The 22,598-nt window shown below is 65.8% G+C and carries 22 protein-coding genes; 14 read left to right on the top strand and 8 right to left on the bottom strand.

The window, feature by feature from the left end; all coding sequences use genetic code 11:
* The first annotated feature begins 4 nt into the window (after positions 1 to 4).
* The 4 genes from AC3EDY_RS02710 to dnaA all read left to right on the top strand — a co-directional run bounded on the left by AC3EDY_RS02710 (position 5) and on the right by dnaA (position 3,751).
* On the top strand, positions 5 to 253 hold the full coding sequence (locus tag AC3EDY_RS02710; RefSeq protein ID WP_488570929.1) for a hypothetical protein: 249 nt from the start codon (positions 5 to 7) through the stop codon (positions 251 to 253).
* Complete coding sequence (locus tag AC3EDY_RS02705; RefSeq protein ID WP_488570928.1) at positions 229 to 1,179, top strand: cytochrome P450; 951 nt, start codon at positions 229 to 231, stop codon at positions 1,177 to 1,179. The genes AC3EDY_RS02710 and AC3EDY_RS02705 overlap by 25 nt, the downstream gene beginning before the upstream one ends.
* 193 nt (positions 1,180 to 1,372) lie before the next feature.
* Positions 1,373 to 1,633, top strand: coding sequence for a 30S ribosomal protein S20 (gene rpsT, locus AC3EDY_RS02700; RefSeq protein WP_488570927.1), 261 nt, complete (start codon positions 1,373 to 1,375; stop codon positions 1,631 to 1,633).
* A gap of 687 nt (positions 1,634 to 2,320) precedes the next feature.
* A complete protein-coding gene (gene dnaA / locus AC3EDY_RS02695; protein ID WP_488570926.1) occupies positions 2,321 to 3,751 on the top strand; it encodes a chromosomal replication initiator protein DnaA in 1,431 nt (476 codons plus the stop codon).
* 63 nt (positions 3,752 to 3,814) lie between these two features.
* Here dnaA and AC3EDY_RS02690 read toward each other — a convergent pair whose 3' ends face one another.
* Positions 3,815 to 3,976 (bottom strand): hypothetical protein, encoded by a 162-nt coding sequence (locus AC3EDY_RS02690; RefSeq protein ID WP_488570925.1) that lies wholly within the window; start codon positions 3,974 to 3,976, stop codon positions 3,815 to 3,817.
* A 79-nt stretch (positions 3,977 to 4,055) separates the two neighbouring features.
* Between AC3EDY_RS02690 and AC3EDY_RS02685 the strand changes: the two genes are divergently transcribed.
* Positions 4,056 to 4,826, top strand: a complete 771-nt coding sequence (locus AC3EDY_RS02685; RefSeq protein WP_488570924.1) for a HesA/MoeB/ThiF family protein — start codon at positions 4,056 to 4,058, stop codon at positions 4,824 to 4,826.
* A 167-nt stretch (positions 4,827 to 4,993) separates the two neighbouring features.
* Here the strand turns inward: AC3EDY_RS02685 and AC3EDY_RS02680 are convergent, their stop codons facing one another.
* Positions 4,994 to 5,725, bottom strand: coding sequence for an NAD-dependent deacylase (locus tag AC3EDY_RS02680; protein WP_488570923.1), 732 nt, complete (start codon positions 5,723 to 5,725; stop codon positions 4,994 to 4,996).
* Between the two features lie 137 nt (positions 5,726 to 5,862).
* On the opposite strand from AC3EDY_RS02680, the gene dapB reads away from it, so the two are divergent.
* From dapB to AC3EDY_RS02665, 3 genes are read left to right on the top strand one after another with little or no spacing between them, the layout of a single operon-like run.
* Positions 5,863 to 6,606: a 4-hydroxy-tetrahydrodipicolinate reductase gene (gene dapB / locus AC3EDY_RS02675; protein WP_488570922.1), complete on the top strand. Its 744-nt coding sequence runs from the start codon at positions 5,863 to 5,865 to the stop codon at positions 6,604 to 6,606.
* Complete coding sequence (gene nth / locus AC3EDY_RS02670; RefSeq protein ID WP_488570921.1) at positions 6,603 to 7,292, top strand: endonuclease III; 690 nt, start codon at positions 6,603 to 6,605, stop codon at positions 7,290 to 7,292. Before dapB ends, nth begins: the two co-directional genes overlap by 4 nt.
* Before the next feature lie 29 nt (positions 7,293 to 7,321).
* Positions 7,322 to 7,735: a hypothetical protein gene (locus tag AC3EDY_RS02665; protein ID WP_488570920.1), complete on the top strand. Its 414-nt coding sequence runs from the start codon at positions 7,322 to 7,324 to the stop codon at positions 7,733 to 7,735.
* A gap of 55 nt (positions 7,736 to 7,790) precedes the next feature.
* Here the strand turns inward: AC3EDY_RS02665 and AC3EDY_RS02660 are convergent, their stop codons facing one another.
* Complete coding sequence (locus AC3EDY_RS02660; protein WP_488570919.1) at positions 7,791 to 9,101, bottom strand: dicarboxylate/amino acid:cation symporter; 1,311 nt, start codon at positions 9,099 to 9,101, stop codon at positions 7,791 to 7,793.
* A 277-nt stretch (positions 9,102 to 9,378) separates the two neighbouring features.
* On the opposite strand from AC3EDY_RS02660, the gene AC3EDY_RS02655 reads away from it, so the two are divergent.
* The 5 genes from AC3EDY_RS02655 to AC3EDY_RS02635 all read left to right on the top strand — a co-directional run bounded on the left by AC3EDY_RS02655 (position 9,379) and on the right by AC3EDY_RS02635 (position 19,364).
* Entirely contained in the window at positions 9,379 to 10,647 is a 1,269-nt protein-coding gene (locus AC3EDY_RS02655; protein WP_488570918.1) for an efflux RND transporter periplasmic adaptor subunit, read from the top strand.
* Positions 10,647 to 13,826 (top strand): efflux RND transporter permease subunit, encoded by a 3,180-nt coding sequence (locus AC3EDY_RS02650; protein ID WP_488570917.1) that lies wholly within the window; start codon positions 10,647 to 10,649, stop codon positions 13,824 to 13,826. Before AC3EDY_RS02655 ends, AC3EDY_RS02650 begins: the two co-directional genes overlap by 1 nt.
* Complete coding sequence (locus tag AC3EDY_RS02645) at positions 13,823 to 15,388, top strand: efflux transporter outer membrane subunit (RefSeq protein WP_488570916.1); 1,566 nt, start codon at positions 13,823 to 13,825, stop codon at positions 15,386 to 15,388. Before AC3EDY_RS02650 ends, AC3EDY_RS02645 begins: the two co-directional genes overlap by 4 nt.
* A gap of 126 nt (positions 15,389 to 15,514) precedes the next feature.
* A complete protein-coding gene (locus AC3EDY_RS02640; RefSeq protein ID WP_488570915.1) occupies positions 15,515 to 16,318 on the top strand; it encodes a metallophosphoesterase in 804 nt (267 codons plus the stop codon).
* 421 nt (positions 16,319 to 16,739) lie between these two features.
* A complete protein-coding gene (locus AC3EDY_RS02635; RefSeq protein ID WP_488570914.1) occupies positions 16,740 to 19,364 on the top strand; it encodes a TonB-dependent receptor in 2,625 nt (874 codons plus the stop codon).
* 357 nt (positions 19,365 to 19,721) lie between these two features.
* Here the strand turns inward: AC3EDY_RS02635 and mtgA are convergent, their stop codons facing one another.
* Entirely contained in the window at positions 19,722 to 20,438 is a 717-nt protein-coding gene (mtgA, locus tag AC3EDY_RS02630) for a monofunctional biosynthetic peptidoglycan transglycosylase (RefSeq protein ID WP_488570913.1), read from the bottom strand.
* A gap of 90 nt (positions 20,439 to 20,528) precedes the next feature.
* Between mtgA and AC3EDY_RS02625 the strand changes: the two genes are divergently transcribed.
* The gene (locus tag AC3EDY_RS02625) at positions 20,529 to 20,957 is read left to right on the top strand and encodes a VOC family protein (RefSeq protein ID WP_488570912.1); all 429 of its coding nucleotides are present in this window, start codon (positions 20,529 to 20,531) and stop codon (positions 20,955 to 20,957) included.
* A 26-nt stretch (positions 20,958 to 20,983) separates the two neighbouring features.
* Here AC3EDY_RS02625 and AC3EDY_RS02620 read toward each other — a convergent pair whose 3' ends face one another.
* Genes AC3EDY_RS02620 through AC3EDY_RS02605 form a run of 4 tightly spaced genes read right to left on the bottom strand, consistent with a single transcriptional unit; the run spans position 20,984 to position 22,547 of the window.
* Complete coding sequence (locus AC3EDY_RS02620) at positions 20,984 to 21,244, bottom strand: hypothetical protein (RefSeq protein ID WP_488570911.1); 261 nt, start codon at positions 21,242 to 21,244, stop codon at positions 20,984 to 20,986.
* Entirely contained in the window at positions 21,241 to 21,855 is a 615-nt protein-coding gene (locus AC3EDY_RS02615; RefSeq protein ID WP_488570910.1) for a glycoside hydrolase family 19 protein, read from the bottom strand. The genes AC3EDY_RS02620 and AC3EDY_RS02615 overlap by 4 nt, the downstream gene beginning before the upstream one ends.
* A 15-nt stretch (positions 21,856 to 21,870) precedes the next feature.
* The gene (locus AC3EDY_RS02610; protein ID WP_488570909.1) at positions 21,871 to 22,101 is read right to left on the bottom strand and encodes a hypothetical protein; all 231 of its coding nucleotides are present in this window, start codon (positions 22,099 to 22,101) and stop codon (positions 21,871 to 21,873) included.
* On the bottom strand, positions 22,098 to 22,547 hold the full coding sequence (locus tag AC3EDY_RS02605) for a hypothetical protein (protein ID WP_488570908.1): 450 nt from the start codon (positions 22,545 to 22,547) through the stop codon (positions 22,098 to 22,100). The genes AC3EDY_RS02610 and AC3EDY_RS02605 overlap by 4 nt, the downstream gene beginning before the upstream one ends.
* Positions 22,548 to 22,598 lie beyond the last annotated feature (51 nt).

The raw sequence follows: 22,598 nt of genomic DNA, 5'->3' as shown, positions 1-22,598 counted from the left end.
CGACGTGGCATCGTTCGCCGGTGGAGGAGGACCGGGAACAGGTCTGGCCGATGGAGAGAGCATGCTGACACCGGCCATTCCCTTGCAGAACCTCGATGCCGCCGCGGCGCCGGTGATGCCGCAGGCCCATGCGACCGCGATGTCCTGGCGCGCGGTACCCGCCAGCCGGCCCTGGCCTGGGGCGACGAGGCCGCGCTGCTGCTGCGCGAGCGGGCGCGGCTGGGGCCGGTGTTCCGCCGCGGCGGGCGGGTGATCCTGCTCGATCCGGTGCTCAATCGCCTGATGCTGGATGATGCGGGCCTGCTGTTCGCTGCGCCGGCGGCCGAAACCGATCTGCCCTTCGACAACGATCTGCTGGCTGGGGCAATGCATGCCGAGCTGGCGCGATGGCGCCCTGGCACGGTGCGTTTTCAGCCCGCTATGGCCATGGCGCTCGCGCGGGCCCTGGTGACGGCGGCAACGGGTCTGCCGCATGAAGCCGGTGCGGCCGAACGGCTGGCGGCGGCGCTTGCCACGCTGAACGACAGCGGCAGCCTGCTGCGCCGGGCCATGCCGCGCGGATTGCCCTCTTCGCCCGAAGGCGCGCGCCAGGCGCTGGCCCATGGGCTGGCCCAGGCCGGGCAGGGCGATCCCGGCGTCGTGGCCGTGCTGCAGGCCAGCCATGCCACCTGCCTGCGCGTGCTGGGTACGCTGGCCCGCCATCTGGCAGCCGTGCCCGATTGGCAGGATACTCTGCGCGCCGAACTGCGCAGCCCCTGCACGGCCTCTGCCGGCCCGGCCGGCGCCGTGGCACGGCCGCTGGAGCTTGTCGACATGGCCACGTGCGAAGCCATGCGCCTGATGCCCGCGCCACTGCTGGTGGAACGCTGTCTGGCAGTGCCGCTCGCCTTTCACGATCACTGGCTGGAAGCAGGCACGCGCGTGGCGATCAGCCCGGCGGCGACCCATGCCGATCCGGCACTCTGGCACGATCCGCAGCGTTTCGATCCCCTGCGCTTCGTGCACACGCGTGCCGCTGCGCGCCCGGCCGGCGCCTGGATCGCGTTCGAGGTGCTGCCAGCAGCCGTGGGCAGGGTCGTTACCGGCGCGGTGCGCCTGGCCATCGCCGACCTGATAAACCGCTTTGCGCTAACCGCGGCGGGCGAAACGGGCAAGCTGCTGCTGCGGCCGAGCGCCTGAGTTCGGAGGGCAGTGCAAGGCGCCCCATGCCTGCGCGGCGCAAGCATCGCCTTGACGATTCGCCCAGGGCCCGGTAAGGGCGCCGCTTTCCGGCGGGCTTGCCTGCCTTGTCGAAACGACCAAGTCGAACACACCATCGGAATTTTCCGGTCCGCCACCGGGCGGCCCGCCAGAGGACAGAAACAGGACAGACATGGCCAATACGCCGCAAGCCCGCAAGCGCATCCGTCGCAACGAACGCCGCGCCGAAATCAACGGCAATCGTCTTTCGCGCATTCGTACGTTCGTGAAGAAGGTGGAAACCGCCATTGCCGGTGGCGACAAGGCCATTGCGGTCGAAGCGCTCAAGGCCGCCCAGCCGGAGCTGGCACGCGGCGTGGCCCGGGGCGTGGTCCACAAGAACACCGCCGCGCGCAAGTTCTCGCGCCTGAGCAAGCGAGTCGCCGCACTCTGATTCGGCATTGGCTGTCCTTTTCGGACAGCGACCGGGCCGTAGAACAGCATGGCATGGCCGGCGTGGTGAACGCCGGCCATTTTTTATGGCAATTTGTGCTACGTTTCGATGACACGTGCTGAAAGGTAAGTGACGGATTTGTGGCGATTCGCGCGATACTGATTTTATTAATCCATTTCCGATCAATAGCTTATGCGAATATCGCGCAGTTGACGTGTCAAGGCTAATTATTTCAGAAATTTTGCTGCCAGTGGGGTTGCGCGGCCCATGCCGTGCCTCATAGACAGGGAACGCGCGGTGCGTTGGCCGGTTTGCTGTGATGCAGATCGACCGGCGCACGGTATCACGAAACATCGCTCGAGACGGCATCCGCCGTGTCTGTCATGGCACGGGGCGGGCGGGGAGCCGTGTCTGCGGAATGGCGGTGGCTGGCCTTGGTGCTTTGTACGCCGCACCGGGGCACGGCAGGTTTTTTGGGGGGCTTCCGGCGACAAGCCGGGCAAGGACGTGGGGCGGCGAAACGTGAAGATGGATCAGTTTGGCGGTACGAGCGGCGGCACGAACGGGATGGCCGCAGTCGGTTCCCGCGGTGGAGCAGGCCCTGACGACGGGACCGCTTCCCCTGCAACAGGCGGTGGGCGCGCGGCCGGCCAGGCCACGGCACCACGGAAAGGACGTGACGGGGGGATGGAAGACCAGGAAGCACTCGACCTGGCGGCCGATTGGGCCGATATCAGCCAAGGCCTGAAGAAAGATCTGGGGCCGCAGCTGCATGCGCAGTGGATCAAGCCGATCCAGCTGGGCAGCTTCTGCAAGGAAACGGGCACGCTCGACCTGTTCCTGCCCACCGAATTTTCCGCCAACTGGGTTGCCGACCGTTTTGCCGACCGGCTTTCGCTGGCATGGAAGATCGCCCGGGCCGAAGTGCGCCAGGTGCGTATCACCGTGCATCCGCGCCGGCGGACCATGCCCGAACTGCGCGTGGGCGGCCGTACCGCGGCCGATCTGCGCGTGCCCGCTGCCAACGAAGGCGCGCCGACGCTGCCCCCGATGAGCAGGGCAGCGGCACCGGCCCTGGCCGGCTTCGATCTGGCCGCATCGGGCATCGATCCCTCGCTGACTTTTGCCGAATTCGTCGCCGGCAGCGCCAACGTTCTGGCGCTCAATGCCGCGCAGCGCATGGCCGCCGCCGAAACGCCGCAGTTTTCGCCGCTGTACCTCAAGGGCTCCACCGGCCAGGGCAAGACCCATCTGCTGCATGCCATCGCCAACGGCTTTCTGGCGGCGCGGCCGGGCGCGCGGGTTTTCTATTGTTCGGCCGAGCGGTTCATGATCGAATTCGTCCAGGCCATGCGCCAGAACGAGATGATCGAGTTCAAGTCCCGCCTGCGCAGCTTCGACATGCTGCTGGTGGACGATATCCAGTTCATCATCGGCAAGGCCAGCACCCAGGAGGAATTCCTGCACACGATCGATGCCCTGCTCAGCGCCGGCAAGCGCCTGGTGGTGGCCGCCGACCGCGCGCCCCAGGCGCTCGACGGGGTGGAACAGCGCCTGCTCTCGCGCCTTTCGATGGGTCTCGTGGCCGATATCCTGCCCGCGGACATCGAACTGCGACGTCAGATCCTGGAGCACCGCTTGTCGCGCTTCACCAGCGCCCAGGTGCCGCAGGATGTGGTCGAATTCCTTGCCCGCACGATCAACCGCAACGTGCGCGAACTGGTCGGCGGCCTCAACAAGCTGATCGCCTTTGCCCAGTTGACCGGCCAGCAGGTGAGCCTGCAATTGGCCGAAGAGCAGCTGACCGACATTCTCTCGGCCAATCGCCGCCGCATCACCATCGATGAAATCCAGCGGACGGTGTGCCAGTTCTATCGCGTCGATCGTTCGGAAATGGCCTCAAAGCGCCGGGCCCGCGCCGTGGTGCGGCCGCGCCAGGTGGCGATGTACCTGGCCAAAGTGCTGACGCCCCGGTCCTATCCCGAAATCGGCCGCAAGTTCGGCGGGCGGGACCATTCGACGGTGATTCACGCGGTGCGCCTGATCGAGGATCTGCGCAGCCGCGACGCCGACATGGACGGTGACGTACGCACGCTGCTGCGCCAGCTGGAAGACTGATCGCGCCATTGGGCCAGCGCTGGGCGCGGCGCGGGTTGTCCCGTCGCCGTGCACCGGTTGCCCTCAGGGTTTTACACTGGTTTTTCCACAGGCGCTGGCCGTTTCGAACCACGTACCGCCCCGGCGCGTGCATTCTCCCTGCGCCCAGCGCCCCTTGCCCCACCAGCCGATCGCCAGGCCCAGCAGCAGGCCCAGGATCAGCGCGATCCAGATGCGTTCCCTCATGCCGCCCTTGTGGCCCCGGGGCGGCCCCTTGGCAAACGGCCGTCTGGTCTTTTTGCCGGCTTGGCCTTACCGCCAACCCATGACGCCCGACCGCCTCGATCGTTTTGCCCGCCATATCGTTTTGCCCGAAGTGGGTGGGGCGGGGCAGGCGCGCCTCGTCCAAGCCCATGCAGTGCTGGTCGGCATCGGCGGCATCGGCGCCCCGGTGCTGCAATATCTGGCGGGCGCGGGCGTGGGGCGCCTGACATTGATCGATGATGACGTGGTTGAGCCATCCAATCTTCAGCGCCAGACGATTTTCACGCCCGCCGACGTGGGCCGGCCCAAGGCGGCGGCGGCCGGCGAATGGGTGGCGCGGTTCGATCCGGCCCTGGCCGTGACCGTGCATGCCGCGCGGATCGGGCGCGATAATGCCGCCGCCCTGCTGGCCGGGGCCGATGTCGTGCTCGACGGATCGGACAACTTCGCCACGCGTCTTGCCGTTTCGGACGCCTGCGTGGCGGCAGGCCTGCCGCTGACCAGCGCGGCGCTGGGGCGGTTTCAGGGCCAGGTGGGCAACTTTGCCGGGCACCGCAAGGATCAGGCCTGCTATCGCTGCCTGGTGGGCGATGCGTTCGATGCGCAGGATTGCGATAGCTGCGCCGATCAGGGCGTGCTGGGGGCCATGGTCGGCATGGTCGGCACGTTCGGAGCGATGGCGGCGCTGCGCGTGCTGCTGGACGGCGCGGCATCGTTGGGCGATCCCCAGTGGGGCCACTTGCACGTGATCGACGGGCTCAAGCCCGGGTTGCGCACGCTGCGAGTCACCAAGGATCCGGCCTGCGCCGCCTGTGCGGCAACCGGCGCCTGACAAGAACGAAGCATACCGCATTTGAGGGATGGCAGCGGGCCGGGAACAGGCTAGCCCTGCATTGCGATCCGAGGGGCGCAGCGCTCGCTGCAAACCTGAACCTGGCCCGGCCCGAGACTCCCTGGAAGCTCGGCCGGGCTTTTTCGCGCGCGAACGCGCCGCGGCAATCACGGCAGCTTGAGCAGTTCGTCCACCCAGTCTGGCACGACCTGCGTGGCCGGCCCCAGCCGCGTATCGTGAAACCAGGCGGAGCCCTGGCTGCGCTCGAGATTGAGTTCGAGCGTTTCGATCCCGATTTCGCGCGCAAGCCGCACAAAGCCCGCCGCCGGATAGACCGCGCCGGACGTACCGATCGAGACGAACAGATCGGCCCGTTCCATGGCGGCGTGAATATCGTCCATGCGATAAGGCACTTCGCCGAACCACACGATATCCGGGCGTAGCGCCCGCGTCTCGCACGAGGGGCAGGGCGGCCGGTCGATCAATGGCCCGGTCCAGGCGTGGCGCGCGTCGCAGGCGGTGCACCAGGCGGAAAGGTGCTGCCCGTGCATGGCGATGAGATTGCGCGAACCGGCGCGCAGGTGCAGGTCGTCGACGTTCTGGGTGACCAGCGTGACCGCGCCACCGGGCACTTTGCCGGGCCACTCGCGCTCCAGCCGGGCAAGCGCGCGATGGGCGGCGTTGGGCACCTTTTCCTGAATGGCGGCACGGCGCATGTCATAGAAACGCAGGACCAGATCGGGCGCGCGGACAAAGGCTTCGGGCGTGGCGACATCCTCGATGCGGTGCTGTTCCCACAGCCCGCCGCGCCCGTCGTTGGCACCGCGAAAGGTGTCGATCCCGCTTTCGGCCGAAACGCCCGCGCCGGTGAGGATCACGATATGCCGGGGCAAAGTCATGCCGGCGATCATGCCGGATCGGCGCGGCGGTGCCAACCGGCATGATCGCCGCCGCGCGCGGCCCGCGCATTGAGGCTCGACCCGGGACCGGGAAAGGCCGTAAAGGGGCGCGACGAGGCAAAGGACGCGACGGGACCATGGCACGCATCGGCATCATCGGCAGCGCAGGGCGCATGGGGCAGGCCTTGCAGGCGGCGGTGTCCGTGGCCGGGCACACGTTGGCGGGCGGAATCGATCGCGGTGGCGACGCAGCCGCGCTGGCGGCGCAGAGCGACGTGCTGATCGATTTTTCGGCGCCCGCAGCACTGGAGTTCAATCTCGACGCCGCCATCGGCGCGGCCACGCCGATCGTGGTGGGCACGACGGGCCTGGAAGAGCGGCACCACTGGCTGATCGATGCTGCGGCCGTATCGATTCCCGTGCTGCAGACTGGCAATACCTCGCTTGGCGTGACGCTGCTGGCGCACCTGGTGCAGGAAGCGGCGGCGCGGCTGGGCGAGGAGTGGGACATCGAGATCGTCGAAACCCATCACCGGATGAAAGTGGATGCGCCCTCGGGCACGGCCCTGCTGCTGGGCGAAGCGGCGGCGCGCGGCCGCCGCGTGGCGCTCAAGGACGTGGCCATCCGCGGGCGCGACGGCATGACCGGCGCGCGCGAGGGCGGCACGATCGGCTTTGCCGCGCTGCGCGGCGGCAGCGTCGCGGGCGATCACGCGGTCCATTTCCTGACCGACAGCGAACGATTGAGCCTGTCGCACCTGGCCGAGAACCGGGGCATTTTCGCCAAGGGGGCGATCCGCGCCGCACAATGGCTGATGGCGCAAGGCCCGGGCCGCTATGCCATGCCGCAAGTGCTGGGCCTGGGAGGCGAGCGCGCTTGAAAAAGGACCAGATCTTCGAATTCTTCCGCCGTCTTGCCGAAGCCAATCCCGCCCCGGAAACGGAACTGGCCTATGGCAACACGTTCCAGCTGCTGGTGGCGGTGACCATTTCGGCCCAGGCCACCGACGTGGGGGTGAACAAGGCCACCCGTCAGCTGTTCGAAACGGTCAAGACGCCGGCGCAGATGGTGGCGCTGGGCGAGGCGGGCCTCAAGGATCACATCAAGTCCATCGGCCTGTTCAACATGAAGGCCAGAAACGTGATCGCCCTTTCGAAAATCCTGCTGCGCGATCATGGCGGCGAGGTTCCAGCCGATCGCGACGCGTTGACCGCGCTGCCCGGTGTCGGGCGCAAGACGGCCAATGTCGTGCTCAACACCGCGTTCGGCCGCGAAACCTTTGCGGTGGATACGCATATCTTCCGCGTCGGCAACCGGACGGGCCTTGCCAGAGGCAAGACGCCCGAAGCGGTGGAGGCGGGCCTGGACAAGAAAGTACCGGCGCCCTTCCGCCTGGGGGCGCACCACTGGCTGATCCTGCACGGACGCTATGTCTGCAAGGCGCGGGCGCCCGAATGCTGGCGCTGTCCGGTGGTTGACCTGTGCGGCTTCAAGGGTAAGCTTCTGGAGCGGGGTGCCAGGTTGCCAGTTACCGGGAAAAGGGTGCCGCGCACGAAAAGCGCCTGAGCGCGCGGGATGCTGATGGAGTGGATGCCATGATCCGTGCAACCGCGATTGTCGCCGGCCTGCTAGCCCTGGGGGCCTGCGCGCCCGACAACGGCCCCAGAGCGATGAGCGCAGACGGGCATGCCATGCGTATTCCCGCCGCGTTGCCGGCAGGACCGCCGCAGAGCTGCATCCCGCTCGGCCAGATCAGAGAAAGCCGCGTGCGCGACGACTGGACTATCGATTTCCGCGTGGGGAGGCGCTGGTATCGCAATGTCCTGCCCAATCGCTGCAACGGCCTGGCCTTCAACCGCACTTTTACCTATGCCACCAGCCTGTCGCAGCTGTGCAACGTCGATATCATCACGGTGATCCAGGTGGGTCCCGGCGGCGGCTGGCGCGGATCGTGCGGGCTGGGCCAGTTCCAGCCGGTGACGCTGGTTCGCCCAGTCGGTACGAAATGAGCCGATAAGAAATGAGCCCGCAAGAAAGCCGGGCGAAACGGGCCGGCGGAAGAGGTTATTGCCCGGGGTCCAGGTTCAGCCCGCGGCGCCCGTGTTCGGGCGTATCGTGGGGCGGCACGGGCGCGGGAGCATCGGGATCGAGCGGCGGTTGCAACATCCCCTCCCAGCGGGTGATCACCGCCGTGGCAACGGCATTGCCGACCACGTTGGTAGCCGTGCGGCCCATGTCGAGAAACGTGTCCACGCCCAGAAGCAGGGCAATGCCTTCCACCGGCAGGCCGAACTGGGTGAGCGTGGCGGCGATCACCACCAGGCTGGCGCGCGGCACGCCGGCAATGCCCTTGGACGTGACCATCAAAGTAAGGAGCATGGCCACCTGCTGCTGCCAGGACAGCGGGATGTTATAGGCCTGCGCGATGAACAGTGTCGCAAAGCTGGTGTACATCATCGAGCCGTCGAGGTTGAACGAATAGCCGAGCGGCAGGACAAAGCCCGAGATGCGCCGGGGCACGCCGAACCGGTCAAGCTTTTCGAACAGGCGCGGCAGTGCGCTTTCCGAACTGGCGGTAGAGAACGCCAGAAGCACGGGTTCGCGGATGTAGCGCGCCAGAACGAGAACGCGCCGCCCCAGGAAAATCGCCCCCAATCCCAGCAGCAGGCCCCACAGCAGCGCCAGCGCGAAATAGAATTCGGACACGAACACGCCATAGGTCACGATGATGCCCAGCCCCCTGGTGGCGACGACCGCCGCAAGCGCGCCGAAAACGGCAAGCGGCGCGGCTTTCATCACATAGTCGGTCATCGTCAGCATCAGGCTGGCCAGAGCCTCGCTTCCCCGCACAAGCGGTGCGCCTTTTTCGCCGATCGCGGAAAGGGCAAGGCCGGCAAACAGGGAAAAAACCAGGATCTGCAGAACGTTGTTCTGTGCCATGGCATCGATCAGGCTGGTCGGCACGATCTGCAGCACGAAATGATGCACGGTGAAATCGGCCGTGGCGAGATCGCCTACCCGGGCCGGGGCACCGAACTGCAGGCCGTGGCCGGGGCGGAACAGATTGACCAGGACCAGCCCCAGGCTGATCGAGATCAGGCTGGCGGTGACGAACCAGGCCAGCGCCCGCCCGCCGATGCGACCGAGGGCCGCGCTGTCGCCCATGCCGGCAATGCCGGAAACCAGCGTCGCCAGGATCAGCGGGGCGATGATCATCTTGATCAGCCGCAGGAAAACGTCGGGCAGCAACTGAAGCGTCCGCGCGGCCGTGGCCAGTGCGGCGCTGTCTGCCGGGAACGCGCGGTTGAGTGCATAGCCCGTGGCGATGCCCAGAATCATGGCGATGACGATATAAAGCGTAAGGCGCCGGGCCAAGTGATGCTCCGCAGGTTGTTCCGATGGCTTTGGCGGCGAACCTAGGCAGGAAAGCAGGCAATTGCACTCTTTGATTGCGCGGGCTGTTTACCGCGTTCGGGCAGACACGGGCGCCATGGGCCAGCGCGCCGCGGGCCACCATTACGGGAATTTAACGTGCCCGCTAGGCACGCGGACAGGTGCGCTGGGCCAATGGGAGCCTCATCGGTCTGTCCCGCACCGGCAACGGTTCATGGACGGGCCGCCATTCTTCGGACCGAAAAGAAGACCGTGCCCCATGAACTTTGAACACGCCGTGCCGCAGATGTCCCGCACCAAGCAGATCAGGGTCCTTGCCCTTTCGGTTGCCGCTGCGGCCCTGGTCATAACCGGGGCCACCGTCGTGCATGCCTGGCTGCGCCAGCCCGATCCGGTGCCCACGCCTTTGCCGGCCGGCGAAGTGCAATTGACCGCAAGCCAGGTCGCCAGCCTCAAGATCGAAACGGCAGGTGCCGACGACGGCTTTGCCCGCACCGGCGCCAGTGGCCAGATCGCGGTGGACGAAACCCGCTCCACCCCGGTGTTCCTGCCCTATTCGGGCCAGGTGCAGCAGGTCTTCGTGCAGAACGGCGATCGCGTTCAGGCCGGCAGCCCGCTGCTTTCGGTGCATACGACCGACATCGCCGATGCCCGCAATGCGCTGGCCTCCGCCCTGGCCCAGCGCACCGCCGCCGCGGCGCAGGTGCGGGTGGCCACCGAAAACGCCCAGCGCGCCGAAGAGATCTATCGCACCGCCGGCGGCGCGCTCAAGGATCTGCAGCAGGCGCGCAGTGATCTGGTTGCCGCGCAGTCGCAAGTGGGAATCGCCAATGCCGCAGTGACAGCGGCGCAGGCCAAGTTGGGCGTGTTCGGCGCCGGATCCGGCGCCGGCAGCAACGCCGTGCTGCGCGCGCCCATCGCCGGCGTGGTGGTCACCCGCTCGATCTCGCAAGGGGAGTACGTGACCGGCGGCGCCGGTGCGGCCGGCAACCCGCCCGCGTTCCTGATCGCCGATCTTTCCCGGGTCTGGCTGGTTGCTCAGGTGGCCGAAAGCGATGCTTCGCGCGTGCATCTGGGTGACAAGGTGGTAGTAACGGCAACGGCATTCCCGGGCCGCACGTTCGACGCCACAATCGACAACATCGGCGCCCAGATCGATCCGGTTTCCCACCGCCTGCAGGTCCGCGCCACGATCCTCAATCCCGATGGCGCGCTCAAGCCGCAGATGTTCGCCAACTTCACGATCGAAACGCCGGAAAAGGACGTCAACCCGGCCCCGACGCCTACGCCGAACCCGACGCAGGCCCCGGCAACCCAGCAACTGTTGAGCCTGCCGGATGAAGGCGTCATCCACGAAGGTGACAGCGCCCGGGTTTGGGTGTGGCTGGGCAGGGGCCGCGTCAAAGCGCGTGACGTCGTGACCGGCGAAAGCCACGATGGCCGCGTGACGATCCTTTCCGGCCTCAAACCCGGCGAGAAAGTGGTGACCCAAGGCGCCATCTTCGTCAACGAAGCGGGGCTCGACTGATGGTCAAGCTGGTACGCTATGCGCTGGGACAGCGCCTCACGATCGTCGCCTTTTTCGTGCTGATGCTGGTGGCGGGCGGGATTGCCTTCTACAACCTCAACATCGAAGCCTATCCCGACCCGGTGCCACCGATGGTGGAAATCGTGACGCAGTCTTCGGGCCTTTCGGCCGAGGAGATGGAGCGCAGCATCACGATTCCGATCGAGGTGCAGATGTCGGGCCTGCCGCACATGACGGCGATCCGCGCGATCTCGCTGTTCGGCCTTTCCGACGTGAAGATCCAGTTCACCTATGATTTCAATTACGAGCAGGCCCAACAGCAGGTGATCAACCGCCTGGCGCAGCTGCCCCAACTGCCCGGGGGCGCCGTGCCGACGATTTCGCCGACCAGCCCGGTCGGCGAAATCTATCGCTATCGCATCGCAGCGCCCAAGGGCTATTCGGTCGAAGACCTCAAGACCTTGCAGGACTGGGTGCTGCAACGCCGGTTCCGCGCCATTCCCGGCGTGGTGGACGTGACGGGCTGGGGCGGCAAGCTGCGCAGCTATGACGTGGTGGTCGATAACAGCCGCCTTCAGGCCCACCATCTGACCGTGGGGCAGGTGATCTCCGCGCTCGGCAAGGCCAATGACAACGTCGGCGGCCAGACTATCAACTTTGGCGCGCAAAGCGCGATCGTGCGCGGCATCGGCCTCATCCAGTCGGTCGAGGCGCTGGAAACGACCCCGGTGGGCCGCGACGGCAACACGCCGGTGCTGGTGCGCGACGTCGCGACGGTGAAGATCGGCAACATGCCGCGCAACGGCATCGCCGGGCTGAATGCCGATGACGACATCGTGCAGGGCATCGTGCTGATGCGCCGCGGCGCGCAATCCATGCCCACGATCCAGGCGGTGAAAGCCGAGGTGGAAAAGATCAACAGCAGTGGCGTGCTGCCGCCCGGCGTCCACCTGGAACGCATCTACGACCGGTCGGACCTGATCGGCGTGACGACCCGCACCGTGATGGAAAACCTGGTTGCCGGGATCCTGCTGATCTTCTTCCTGCAATGGGCGTTCCTGGGCAATCTGCGCAGCGCGCTGATCGTGGCGGCGACGATCCCCTTTGCGCTGGCCTTCGCGGTGCTGATCCTGACGGTGCAGGGCGAAAGCGCCAACCTGCTGTCGGTGGGGGCGCTGGACTTCGGCCTGGTGGTGGATGCGACCGTGATCATGGTGGAAAACATTTTCCGCCACATGGCCGAACGATCCCATCACATCGAAACGCACGAAGAGGGCCGCTATACCTTTGCCAGCCGGATCGGCTCGGTTCTGGCGGCCAGCAACGAAGTGAGCCGCGGCATCTTCTTCGCCGCCGCGATCATCATCACCAGCTTCCTGCCGCTGTTCACGCTGACCGGGGTGGAAGGGCACATCTTCGGCCCCATGGCCAAGACCTATGCCTATGCCATCGTCGGCGGGCTGATCGCCACGTTCACCGTGGCGCCGGTGCTTTCGGCGATGATGCTGCCCGACAAGCTTGACGAGGCGGAAACCTGGCTGGTTTCGCGCATCCGCAAGATCTACGAGCCGGTCGCCGCTTTCTGCTTCCGCAACCAGATCTTGGCGATCGGCATGGGCGCGGCCATGGTGATCGGCGCGTTCGTCGGCGTGCGTTCGCTGGGGGTGGAGTTCCTGCCGCACCTGGAAGAGGGCAACATGTACATTCGCGCCACGCTGCCCGCGGCGATCTCGCTCGATGCGGGTGAGCCGGTGGCCCGGGCGATCCGCCGCGACATCATGGCCTATCCCGAAGTGACCGCGGTTCTGTCTGCCCACGGCCGCCCGGACGACGGCACCGATGCCACCGGCTTCTTCAACGTGGAATACTTCGTCCCGCTCAAGCCGTTCGACGAATGGCCCAAGGGGATGGACAAGGAAAAGCTGGTTGCCGATCTTTCGGCCAAGCTGCAGTCCCGCTATCCGGGAGTCGACTTCTCGTTTTCGCAGATCATCGAAGACAATGTCGAAGAGGCCGCATCGGGCGTGAAAGGCGCCAACTCGGTCAAGCTGTTCGGGCCTGACTTGGTCACGCTGGAACGCCTGGCGGGCCAGATGCGCGACCAGATGGCCAAAGTGCGCGGGATCACCGACCTGGGCATCTTCCAGTCGCTGGGCCAGCCGACGGTGCGGATCGACGTCGATCGCGAAAAGGCCGCCCGCTATGGCCTGAGCGTGGACGACGTCAACCAGACGGTGCAGGCCGCGATCGGCGGCACATCGCCGGGCGATCTCTACGAGCCGCATACTGACCGCCATTTCCCGATCATGGTGCGCCTCCAGGCGGACCAGCGCGACAGCCTCGAAGCGGTCAAGCGTATCACCGTGGGGGCCAATGCGCCCGACGGCACGGCGATCTCTGTGCCGCTGTCGGAACTGGCGGACATCCGCCTGACGACGGGCGCCAGCTTCATCTATCGCGAGCACCAGGAGCGCTACATCCCGATCAAGTTCTCGGTCCGCGACCGTGACCTGGGCAGTGCGGTGGAGGAAGCGCAGGCGCGCATCGCCAAGAACGTGATGCTGCCCGCCGGCTACAGCCTGGAGTGGGCAGGCGAGATGAGCAATCTCAAGAACGCGGTGGAACGACTGGAAATCGTCGTGCCGATCAGCCTCTTGCTGATGCTGGGCCTGCTCTATGCCAACTTCCGCTCGCTGCGCGACACGCTGCTGGCCTTTTCGGTGATCCCGATGGCCGTGGTCGGCGGGGTGCTGGGCCTGATGCTTACCGGCACGCCGTTCTCGATCTCGGCGGCGATCGGCTTCGTCGCGCTGTTCGGCATTGCCGTGATGGATGGCATTCTGGTGGTGACCAGCTTCAACCAGGCGATGGATGAAGGCATGGCGCGGCTCGATGCGCTGCGCCACGCCACGACCAATTCGCTGCGCCCGGTGCTGATGACCTGCCTTGTGGCGGCGATCGGCCTGGCCCCGGCGGCGGTGGCCACGGGCATCGGCAGCCAGGTGCAAAAGCCGCTGGCACTGGTGGTGGTGGGCGGCATGACGCTTGCCCCGGTCCTGATCCTGCTGGTGTTGCCGCTGCTTATCAACCGCTTCTCCAGCCGGGTCGCCGGGCCGCGCAAGCGCAAAGATGCCGATGCCGGAGATACCGCAATGCTGCCAGAAGGAGAGCCGGCATGATCCGTTTGCCGACCCGCCGACCCGCCAATATCTTGGCCGTCAACATCTTGGCTGTCAACGCCTTGGCCGGCGCGGCCCTGCTGGGCACCACCACGTTGGTCCCGGCGGCGATGGCCAAATCCCCGCCGATCACCGCCACGGTCAACGTGCCGATGCCGCCCAGCCCCACCGGCACCGCGCCGGGCGTTCTGCTCGACCAGCCGATCACGGCCGGCGACGCGCCGGCCCAGTCGATCCGCCCGGGGCAGGCGGTGGCGCCGGACTGGTGGCTGGCCTTCGGCAGCCCGGTCATCAATACGCTGGTCGCCCAGGCGCTGGCGGCCAATACCGATGTCGCCGTGGCCCAGGCCCGCATGGCCCAGGCCCAGGCGCTGGTCGGGGCCACGCGGGGGACTTTGCTGCCCCAGGTGGATGCAGGCCTTACCAGCGAGCGCCAGCGCCTTTCGCGCACGCTCTCGACCCCGCTTGCCGATCCGACGCAGCAGGTTTTCTCTCTCCATACCGCGCAGTTGAGTATCAGCTATGCACCCGATGTGTTCGGCGGGGCGGCACGGGTGCGGTCTGCCAAGGCCAGTGCTGCGGTCGCTGCGGCACAGGCCAATGGCGTGCGCATGATGGTGGCCGCCAACGTGGTGCTGGCGGTGATCCAGAACGCGGCGCTCGATGCGGAAATCGCGGCCAACAGCGATGCGATCGCCAATGGCCGCCAGATGCTGGATATCCTGCGGCAGCGCGAAAAGCTGGGCGGCGTGGGCCGGTCTGACGTTGTGGCGCAAGAAGCGGTTCTGGCCGCGCTGGAAGGGACGTTGCCGAGCCTGGTGCGCGCCAGCGGCATGAATCAGGCCGCGCTGAGCGTGCTCCTCGCCAAAGCGCCGGGCATGCCGTTGCTCGGTTCCGGCACGGCGCTGCCCGCGCTCGACGATTTGCGCCTGCCCGACAATCTGCCGCTGATTCTGCCGGCAGACCTGCTCAAGGCCCGGCCCGACGTGGCGGCCGCGGCCGCATCGCTGGAAGGGGCGGCGGCCGATGTGAAAGTGGCGATCGCGGCGCGCCTGCCGCAGATCAACCTGGCGGCTAGCGCGGGCGGCACGGCCGAGGATTTCGGCCGCATGTTCGTCGATGGCAATCCGTTCTGGCAGTTGCTGGGGGGCCTGACGGCACCGCTTTTCCGGGGCGGCACGCTCAAGCGCCAGCAACAGGCTGCCGAACGCGCACTCGACGCGGCCAAGGCCGGTTATCTTGGTACGGCGCTTCAGGCCTTTGCCGATGTCAGCAACGCGTTGACCACGCTTTCGGCCGATGCCACGGCGCTGGCCATCGCGCAGCGGGGCGATGCGGCGGCGGCGGCCAATCTCGGATTTACCAAGCGCCAGTTGCAACTGGGCAGCGTGGGCATCTTCCAGGTCCTCAATGCCGGCACCACGGCCCAGACCGCGCGGGCGCAATACGTCGTCGCGCGTGCGGCGCGGCTGTCGGATACGGTCGGCCTGTTCACCGCGCTCGGTGGCGGCGTCCAGGCGCCGGCCCAAGCCTTTGCCGGAGGACCCGCGCCGCGTCCCTGATCATGTCCCGCGCCGCCGATGCGGCGCGGGAGCGCATGCCGCTTTTGCCGGGCGCCCGCTTTCTGCTGCTTGTCTCAAACCCCGCGGGCACCATATAGGTGGCACGATGGTGTTTATGGCTGGTGCATGCTGAAGCTTTTCAAGTCGCTTGTCGCCGGCACCCGCGGCGAGCCGGCAGCGATGCCGACGCGAATCCCGGCGGGCGAGCGCGTCTATGCCGTGGGCGATATTCACGGGCGGCTCGATCTGTTCGAACGGATGATCGATCTGATCGAACGCGACGACGGCGCGCGCCAGAGCGCTACGCCCGCAAAGACCACGGTGATATTGCTGGGCGACCTGATCGATCGCGGCCCCGACAGCGCCGGCGTGGTTGCCGCAGCCCGGGCCTGGGCCCGACGGCGGCAGGTGCGCATTCTGGCTGGCAATCATGAGGAAATGTTCCTGGGGGCGTTTGAACGCGACGAAACGCTGCGCCACTTCCTGCGCCATGGCGGACGCGAAACGCTGCTCAGCTATCCCATCGATCCCGACGACTATGCGCGCATGACGCTGGAGGAACTGCGGGCGGCCATGCCGAACTTCGTGCCCCAGGCAGACCTGGCGTTCCTGCGCGGGCTGGAAGACCAGATCCGCATTGGCGATTATGTGTTCGTGCATGCCGGTATCCGGCCGGGCGTGCCTTTGGAAGAACAGACCCCAGGCGACATGCGCTGGATTCGCGGGGAGTTCATTGCGGACCGCGGCCCGCGCGATTTCGCCGTCGTCCATGGCCACACGATCGTGGACGAGCCCGAGCTTTCGCCCTGGCGCCTGGGGATCGACACCGGTGCTTATGCTTCGGGCCGCCTGACTGCGGTCGGCCTGGAAAGCACTGACCGCTGGCTGCTTGTGGCGCACGACGAGTCGATGCTCGCAGCGGCCGGTTGAGCCGACCGCGCGGACCAGCGCACCGCCGGTGGCAATGATTGCCCTTAAGGGCAATCTCGCCGGGTCAAGCAGCCAGCTGGCATTATGACATTATTGTTGTTTCGCAACTGCATAAATCTTTGCTGTTGTTGCGAGCAAGCCACATTGCGCAAGATAGTTACGTTTGAGGCCTAAAGAACCACATAAACATCAAATGACCAGCCGCGAATGCGATGCAACGTAACTTTGTTTCCAAATGTAAGTAAATGTTACAAAAATTTTGTCATTTCAGTGTCACATGAAACCGGTCAGGGGTGACTCACTGATCGCGCAACGGCGCGACGGACTTTCCCGGCATGCTGGATCGACCGGCAGTGGCGGGGGAGAACGCTTTTGAGTCGCTGCATTGCAGCAGAGATGAAAATACAAAACGGGGACATCAATGCACCGCTCGCACCTTCTCGCCAGCTCCACGCTGGCATTGGGCCTGGCTCTTGCCGCAACGCCCGCTTTTGCCCAATCCACCGGCGCGGTGGATTTCGAACAGCAATCCATCGTGGTCAGCGCCCGCACCGCCAAATCGGTGAATGGCATCCAGTTGCCGGATACGCCCAAGGCCAAGCAGGTTCTCGACCAGGCGATCATCGGGCGCCAGGCGCCGGGCCAGACGATCAACGAAATCATCAACCTGGTTCCGGGCGTCAGCTTCGTGAACAACGATCCCTACGGCTCCTCGGGTGGTACGCTCTATATCCGCGGCTTCGACAACAGCCGCATCTCGCAGACCTTTGACGGTATCCCCCTCAACGATACCGGCAACTATGCGCTCTATTCGAACCAGCAGCTCGATCCCGAAATCATCGACAACGTCAACGTCAACCTCGGCACCACCGATGTCGACGCGCCGACGGCGGCTGCCACGGGTTCGACCGTCAACTACCGCTCGCGCAATCCCACCGAGGATTTCCACGCCCGCATCATCGGCTCGGCCGGTGAATATGGCTATATGCGCATTTTCGGCGAAATCGACACCGGCAATCTGACCGCGGGCGGCCTCCGGGGTTATGTTACCGCATCGAGCGCGCGCAACGAGGCGGTCTATGGCGGGATCGGCCAGATCCAGAAGCAGCAGTACAACGCCAAGCTCTATCAGCCGCTGGGTGCCAACGGCGATTTCATCTCGATCGCCGGGCATTACAACCGCAACCGCAACAATCCCTCGGCCTCGGTGCCGCTGTGGACCGAAAACTACGGTTCGCGCACGGTCGGCACGGGTAACAACAACCGTTATCCGGTCGATGGCGACGAGCGCTTCTACCAGACCGCGCGCTGCACGATCGCGCCCGCGCGGTCGGGCGTTGCCGACACCGCCAGTTCGTGCGGTTCGGATTTCGACTATCGCATCAACCCGTCCGATACTGCCAACATCCGCATCGCCTCGCGCTTCACGCTGGCCGACGGCCTGGTGCTGACGGTCGATCCGTCGATCCAGTGGACCAGCGCCAACGGCGGCACGCTGGGCTATGTCTCGAACGAAGGGACCACGACGATCAACGGCGTGTCGGGCTTGACCGGCTATAACGGCAGCAACTACTTCTTCGGCAAGGACCTCAACGGCGATGGCGATACGCTGGACACCGTGCGCCTGATTGCGCCGAGCCAGACCAAGACGGTGCGCCTGGGCCTGATCGCTTCGCTGCGATACGATATCAATGCCAACAACACCGTCCGCCTGGCTTATTCGTATGACCGTGGCCGCCACCGGCAGACTGCCGAGTTCGGCTATTACAATTCCAACGGTACGGCGGGCACGTTCTTCCCGGTGAACGATCCGATCACCGATGCCAGCGGCAATGCGATGCAGCGCCGCAATCGTCTGTCCTATGCGGTCCTGCACCAGATTTCGGGTGAATACCGCGGCCAGTTCGGCCCTCTGACCGTGAACGCCGGGGTTCGCGCGCCGTTCTTCAAGCGCAATCTCAACCAGTACTGCTTCACCAACCGCACCGGCGGCTATGCCTGCTTTGGCAACCAGGCGGCCAACGACGCGTATGCGGCGGCCAATCCCTATGTCGTAAACAGCGCTACAGGCCTCCCGGCCAGCAACAGTGGCCCTGCAACGCCACAGCAGCGCATTTTTACTTATAGCAAGCCCCTGCCGCAAATTGGCGCAACGTTTGCGCTGAACCAGAGTGCCAGCCTGTTCTTCAACTACTCGAGAGGTTTGCAGGTTCCGGGTACGGACAACCTGTACAATTCGTTTTACTTCCCGACGTCGAGTGCCGATGCCCGCCCCAACCCGGAAACGACCGACAACTTCGATCTGGGCGTGCGCTATCGGTCGAGCCAGATCATGGCCCAGGTTTCGGGCTGGTACACGATCTATCAGAACCGCCTGGCGTCGTCGTACGATCGTGATCTTGACGTTAACATCTACCGGAACCTTGGCCGGGTGGACAAATACGGCATCGATGGCTCGATCTCGTACACCCCGGTGCGCAACCTGGCGATCTACCTCTACGGTTCGTACCTGCACTCCAAGATCCGCGACAATGTCGAGGCTGGCAATTGCACGGCCTTGAATGCCCAGCTCCAGATGCTTGGTTGCACGTCCAATTCGGGCGCTGCCTTCCTGCAAACGGCCGGCAAGCGCGAATCGGGCGCCCCGGTCTACACGTTCGGCGGCCGCATCGATGGCACCGTTGGCCCGGTTTCGCTGGGCGTTCAGGCCAAGCGCACCGGCCCGCGTTATGTGAACGACCAGAACCTGCCACTTTACATCAACGTCGGCACCAGCACAGCCGGCGTTCGTCAGGAAATCTTCCCTGCCAAGGCTCCGGCCTTTACCGTGGTCGATCTCGATGCGCGGTTGAGCCTCGACAAGGTCAGCTCTGCGTTCAACAACCGCACGTTCGTGCAGTTGAACGTGACCAACCTGTTCGACGAAACCTATGTCGGTGCGTTCGGCACCACATCGAACAGCCAGCAACTTACGTCATCGCCGGGCACCTTTGCCCAGATCAGCCCGCCGCGCACGATCATGGGTTCGATCAGCTTCGGCTTCTGATTTCAGCGATCGCGTGTGAAATGCCCGCTGCCACCATCCGGTGGCGGCGGGTTTTTCCTTGCGGCCTTTCTGCGCCGGGCCGGGCCAAGGCTGCGGTCAGCAGTGCTGCAATGCACTATGCACCGGTATCGTCATTGCGCCATGCTGCTGCCTGAACCGGGCGGCGGGAGCAAAAGCATTACCCGTTCGTTGTGCGATGCAACATGACAGTACGGTTCGTTGCATCGGGACGGGCATGAACGGGCAGATCCCGATTGTCCCGAGGCGATTTCCGGCGGCTCGGCTTACACGCTGGAGGGGGCTGCTTGCTGGCACTGGCAAGCAGCCCTTCGCCGTTTCATGGGCCGTCATGGCGTGCTATTGATAGACGCAGGTATCGTATTGCCCGCGTACCACGGTCGAACGGGCGGCGATGGCGTTGCCATGGCGCCGGACGAAACCGCTGACGCCGGTCACTTCGCGCACTTTGGGCTGGGGAAAGGCAGCGGCGATACGCGCCGCTTCGATCCGCGAAAGGTGCAGCGCCCCCTTGTTGTAATAGCGCTGCGCGCCGGCCTCCACGCCATAAGTGCCGATGCCGGTTTCCGCGACGTTGAGATAAACTTCCATGATCCGCCGCTTGCCCCAGATCTGCTCTATCAGCACGGTGAACCAGGCTTCCAGCGCCTTGCGGAAATAGCCGCCGCCCTGCCACAGGAACACGTTCTTTGCGGTCTGCTGGCTGATCGTCGAGCCGCCGCGGATGCGGCCGCCCCGCTGGTTGCGCTCGAACGCCTTGAGCATCGCTTCCTGGTCGAAACCGTGATGGCTGCAGAAACGGGAATCCTCGCCCGCGATGGCCGCGTCGACCATCGTGCGATCGATCCGCCTGAGCGGCGTCCAGTCTTTGGTGATGCCATTGCCGTCCATCAGCATGGTCGCCGTGACCGGCACCGGCACCCACTTGTAGATCAGCACCCACAACACGCTGCCGACCAGAAAGATGACGATCGCCTGGCCCAGCCACCAGGCCAGCCGCCATGGCAGGGCGCGTTTGGGCGTAAGGCGGCGGGCAGGCTTGGCGCGTTCGAGCATGGCCGCTATATGCCGCGGGGTGAAACGGCAATCAATCCGCGCCCGCGCGATCACCATGGCCGGCGCGCTTTTGAAAACGGAGCGCCAGCAGTGACCAGGTTTCTTCATACCATGATCCGCGTGACCGATCCGGATCGGACGATCGCCTTTTTCAAGCTGCTGGGCCTTGAGGAAACGCGCCGCTTTTCCAGCGAGCAGGGCCGTTTCACGCTTATCTATCTGGCCGCACCGGGGCAGGATTACGAAGTGGAACTGACGTACAACTGGCCCGGCGAAGACGGTGCCGCCGAACGTTATTCGGGCGGGCGCAGTTTCGGGCACCTGGCGTTCCAGGTGGACGATATCTATGCCACCTGCCAGGCGCTGACGGAGGCCGGCGTGACGATCAACCGCCCACCGCGCGACGGGCACATGGCTTTCGTCAAGACGCCGGATGGCATCTCTATCGAATTGCTGCAGAACGGGCGCCTCGATCCGGCAGAACCCTGGGTCAGCATGCCGAATACCGGCACCTGGTAAACGCACGAGGGATTCTGCTGCGGGCGCTATCGCACGACGGCAACGGCATCGGGCACGATCGCGCCGAGACGGGCCAGCGCGCGGCTGCGGCGCAGGCCGCGGCGCTGCCCATCGATGATCGGCAGCAAGATCCCGGTCAGCGCGGCGATCAATGTGGCGCTGTCGTTGGCCAGCCAGCCGCGTCCCACGGCAAAGGCCACCAGCGGGGGCAAGGCCTGGCGTGCGAGCAGGGCCAACTGGCCGGGCAGCGGGGAGGCGGCGATTTCAAGCGGAACCTCTTGTGTCACAGCAGCAATCCTTTGGCACGGGCAACCAGCCGGCGGCGGGCATCGATACCGTTGCTGCCGCCGTTGATGCGATGGGTGATGGCGTCTTCGCGGCCGGCGTCGGCCAGATCGGAAAGGCGGCGCGCGGCCCAGAACGCGCAGGCCGTGCGCACCGCCGTTTCGGGCGCGGCCGCAAGATCCGGCTGTTCTTCCAACGGCAGGCCCAGCGCTGTGCCCATCGCCCGATAGACGGCGCGCCCGGTGATCTGGAACAGGCCGCGTCCGCGATAGGCAAAGCCATCGCCCGGTGCGGTGTTGCCCAGATCGGCGCGGGTTTCATAGCGGGCCTGGGTCGGTGTCGGCCCCCAGATTTCCACCAGAGTGCGAAAACCGCCGCTTTCGTGGGCCGCCTGGCCCAGGAAATTGGCCAGGCGGCTCGCAGTATCGAGCAGGCCCGAAGGCGGCAGGTGAACAGCCGCTGCGGCGGCCAACGGGCGCAGGGCGGCCATCGGCCGTCCGGCCACGGCGGTCATCAGCGCCGCCATGGTGCGCGCCCCGATCTGGCCGTCTGCCGTGCCGATGTCATAGCCGGTCGCCAGCAGCCGGCGTTGCAGCCTGGTCACGTCGATCATGCAGGTCTGTCCTTTTCAGCGCGAAAACGTGCTCACCGCCCAGGCGATGAAGGCCGAAAGCCCGCCGGCAAGCGCCGTGAGCGCGGCAAAGGCACCGCGCCGCACGCTTTCGCGCGCCTCGATCTTGGCCAACCGGGCATCGATCCGTTCCAGTGCGGTGGCCATGCGATCAAGACTGTCTTCCATGGCATCGAGCCTTCCTTCCATGCGCCCGATATCGCGGTGCAGATCTTCCGCCCCGTTCATGCCGCACCGGCCGGCGCCGGGTTGACCAAGGTCCAGCTATTGCCGTCGGCGCATTCGCGGTACTGGATTGCGGGCAGATCATCCCAGCGCAGGACCGTGGCGCTGCGGGTGTCGAGCACATAGGTCAGCGGCGCGGCCAGCGTGGAAACGTCGGCCGTGAGCACGGGATGGTGGTTGCCGTCGGGCAGCGTGGCCAGCGCGATCAGCAGGCCGGCCGGGCCATAGCCGGCGGCAACCAGGCGGCGGCGCATCTCGTATACGGCCTGGTTGGTCCAGTCGATCTGGTCGGGGGGCAGCAGCTCGAAAAAGGTCAGCTCCTCGCCTCCCATCACCAGGCGCTTGGGCACATAGAAGCCCGCATTGTCATCTGAGAAAGCGGGATCGGCCCGCACCGCGGCATGGATCGCGGTGATGCAGGGCAGCAAGCCGGGGTTTTCTATGATCATGATCAAGGCTCCTGAATAGGGGCGGCGGCGAAAACCGGAGATGCCAAGGCT

The sequence above is a fragment of the Novosphingobium sp. DS6-6 genome, from assembly GCF_057784975.1.
This window is presented reverse-complemented; position numbering and strand designations above follow the sequence as displayed.

Bases quoted from the DNA above. Each gene is read 5' to 3' on its own strand.
- rpsT (WP_488570927.1), top strand. From the start codon at position 1,373: ATGGCCAATACGCCGCAAGCCCGCAAGCGCATCCGTCGCAACGAACGC.
- AC3EDY_RS02685 (WP_488570924.1), top strand. From the start codon at position 4,056: ATGACGCCCGACCGCCTCGATCGTTTTGCCCGCCATATCGTTTTGCCC.
- AC3EDY_RS02615 (WP_488570910.1), bottom strand. From the start codon at position 21,855: ATGATCGACGTGACCAGGCTGCAACGCCGGCTGCTGGCGACCGGCTAT.
- AC3EDY_RS02645 (WP_488570916.1), top strand. From the start codon at position 13,823: ATGATCCGTTTGCCGACCCGCCGACCCGCCAATATCTTGGCCGTCAAC.
- AC3EDY_RS02610 (WP_488570909.1), bottom strand. From the start codon at position 22,101: ATGAACGGGGCGGAAGATCTGCACCGCGATATCGGGCGCATGGAAGGA.
- AC3EDY_RS02665 (WP_488570920.1), top strand. From the start codon at position 7,322: ATGATCCGTGCAACCGCGATTGTCGCCGGCCTGCTAGCCCTGGGGGCC.
- AC3EDY_RS02605 (WP_488570908.1), bottom strand. From the start codon at position 22,547: ATGATCATAGAAAACCCCGGCTTGCTGCCCTGCATCACCGCGATCCAT.
- AC3EDY_RS02690 (WP_488570925.1), bottom strand. From the start codon at position 3,976: ATGAGGGAACGCATCTGGATCGCGCTGATCCTGGGCCTGCTGCTGGGC.
- AC3EDY_RS02640 (WP_488570915.1), top strand. From the start codon at position 15,515: ATGCTGAAGCTTTTCAAGTCGCTTGTCGCCGGCACCCGCGGCGAGCCG.
- AC3EDY_RS02650 (WP_488570917.1), top strand. From the start codon at position 10,647: ATGGTCAAGCTGGTACGCTATGCGCTGGGACAGCGCCTCACGATCGTC.
- mtgA (WP_488570913.1), bottom strand. From the start codon at position 20,438: ATGCTCGAACGCGCCAAGCCTGCCCGCCGCCTTACGCCCAAACGCGCC.
- dnaA (WP_488570926.1), top strand. From the start codon at position 2,321: ATGGAAGACCAGGAAGCACTCGACCTGGCGGCCGATTGGGCCGATATC.
- AC3EDY_RS02680 (WP_488570923.1), bottom strand. From the start codon at position 5,725: ATGACTTTGCCCCGGCATATCGTGATCCTCACCGGCGCGGGCGTTTCG.
- AC3EDY_RS02655 (WP_488570918.1), top strand. From the start codon at position 9,379: ATGAACTTTGAACACGCCGTGCCGCAGATGTCCCGCACCAAGCAGATC.
- dapB (WP_488570922.1), top strand. From the start codon at position 5,863: ATGGCACGCATCGGCATCATCGGCAGCGCAGGGCGCATGGGGCAGGCC.
- AC3EDY_RS02635 (WP_488570914.1), top strand. From the start codon at position 16,740: ATGCACCGCTCGCACCTTCTCGCCAGCTCCACGCTGGCATTGGGCCTG.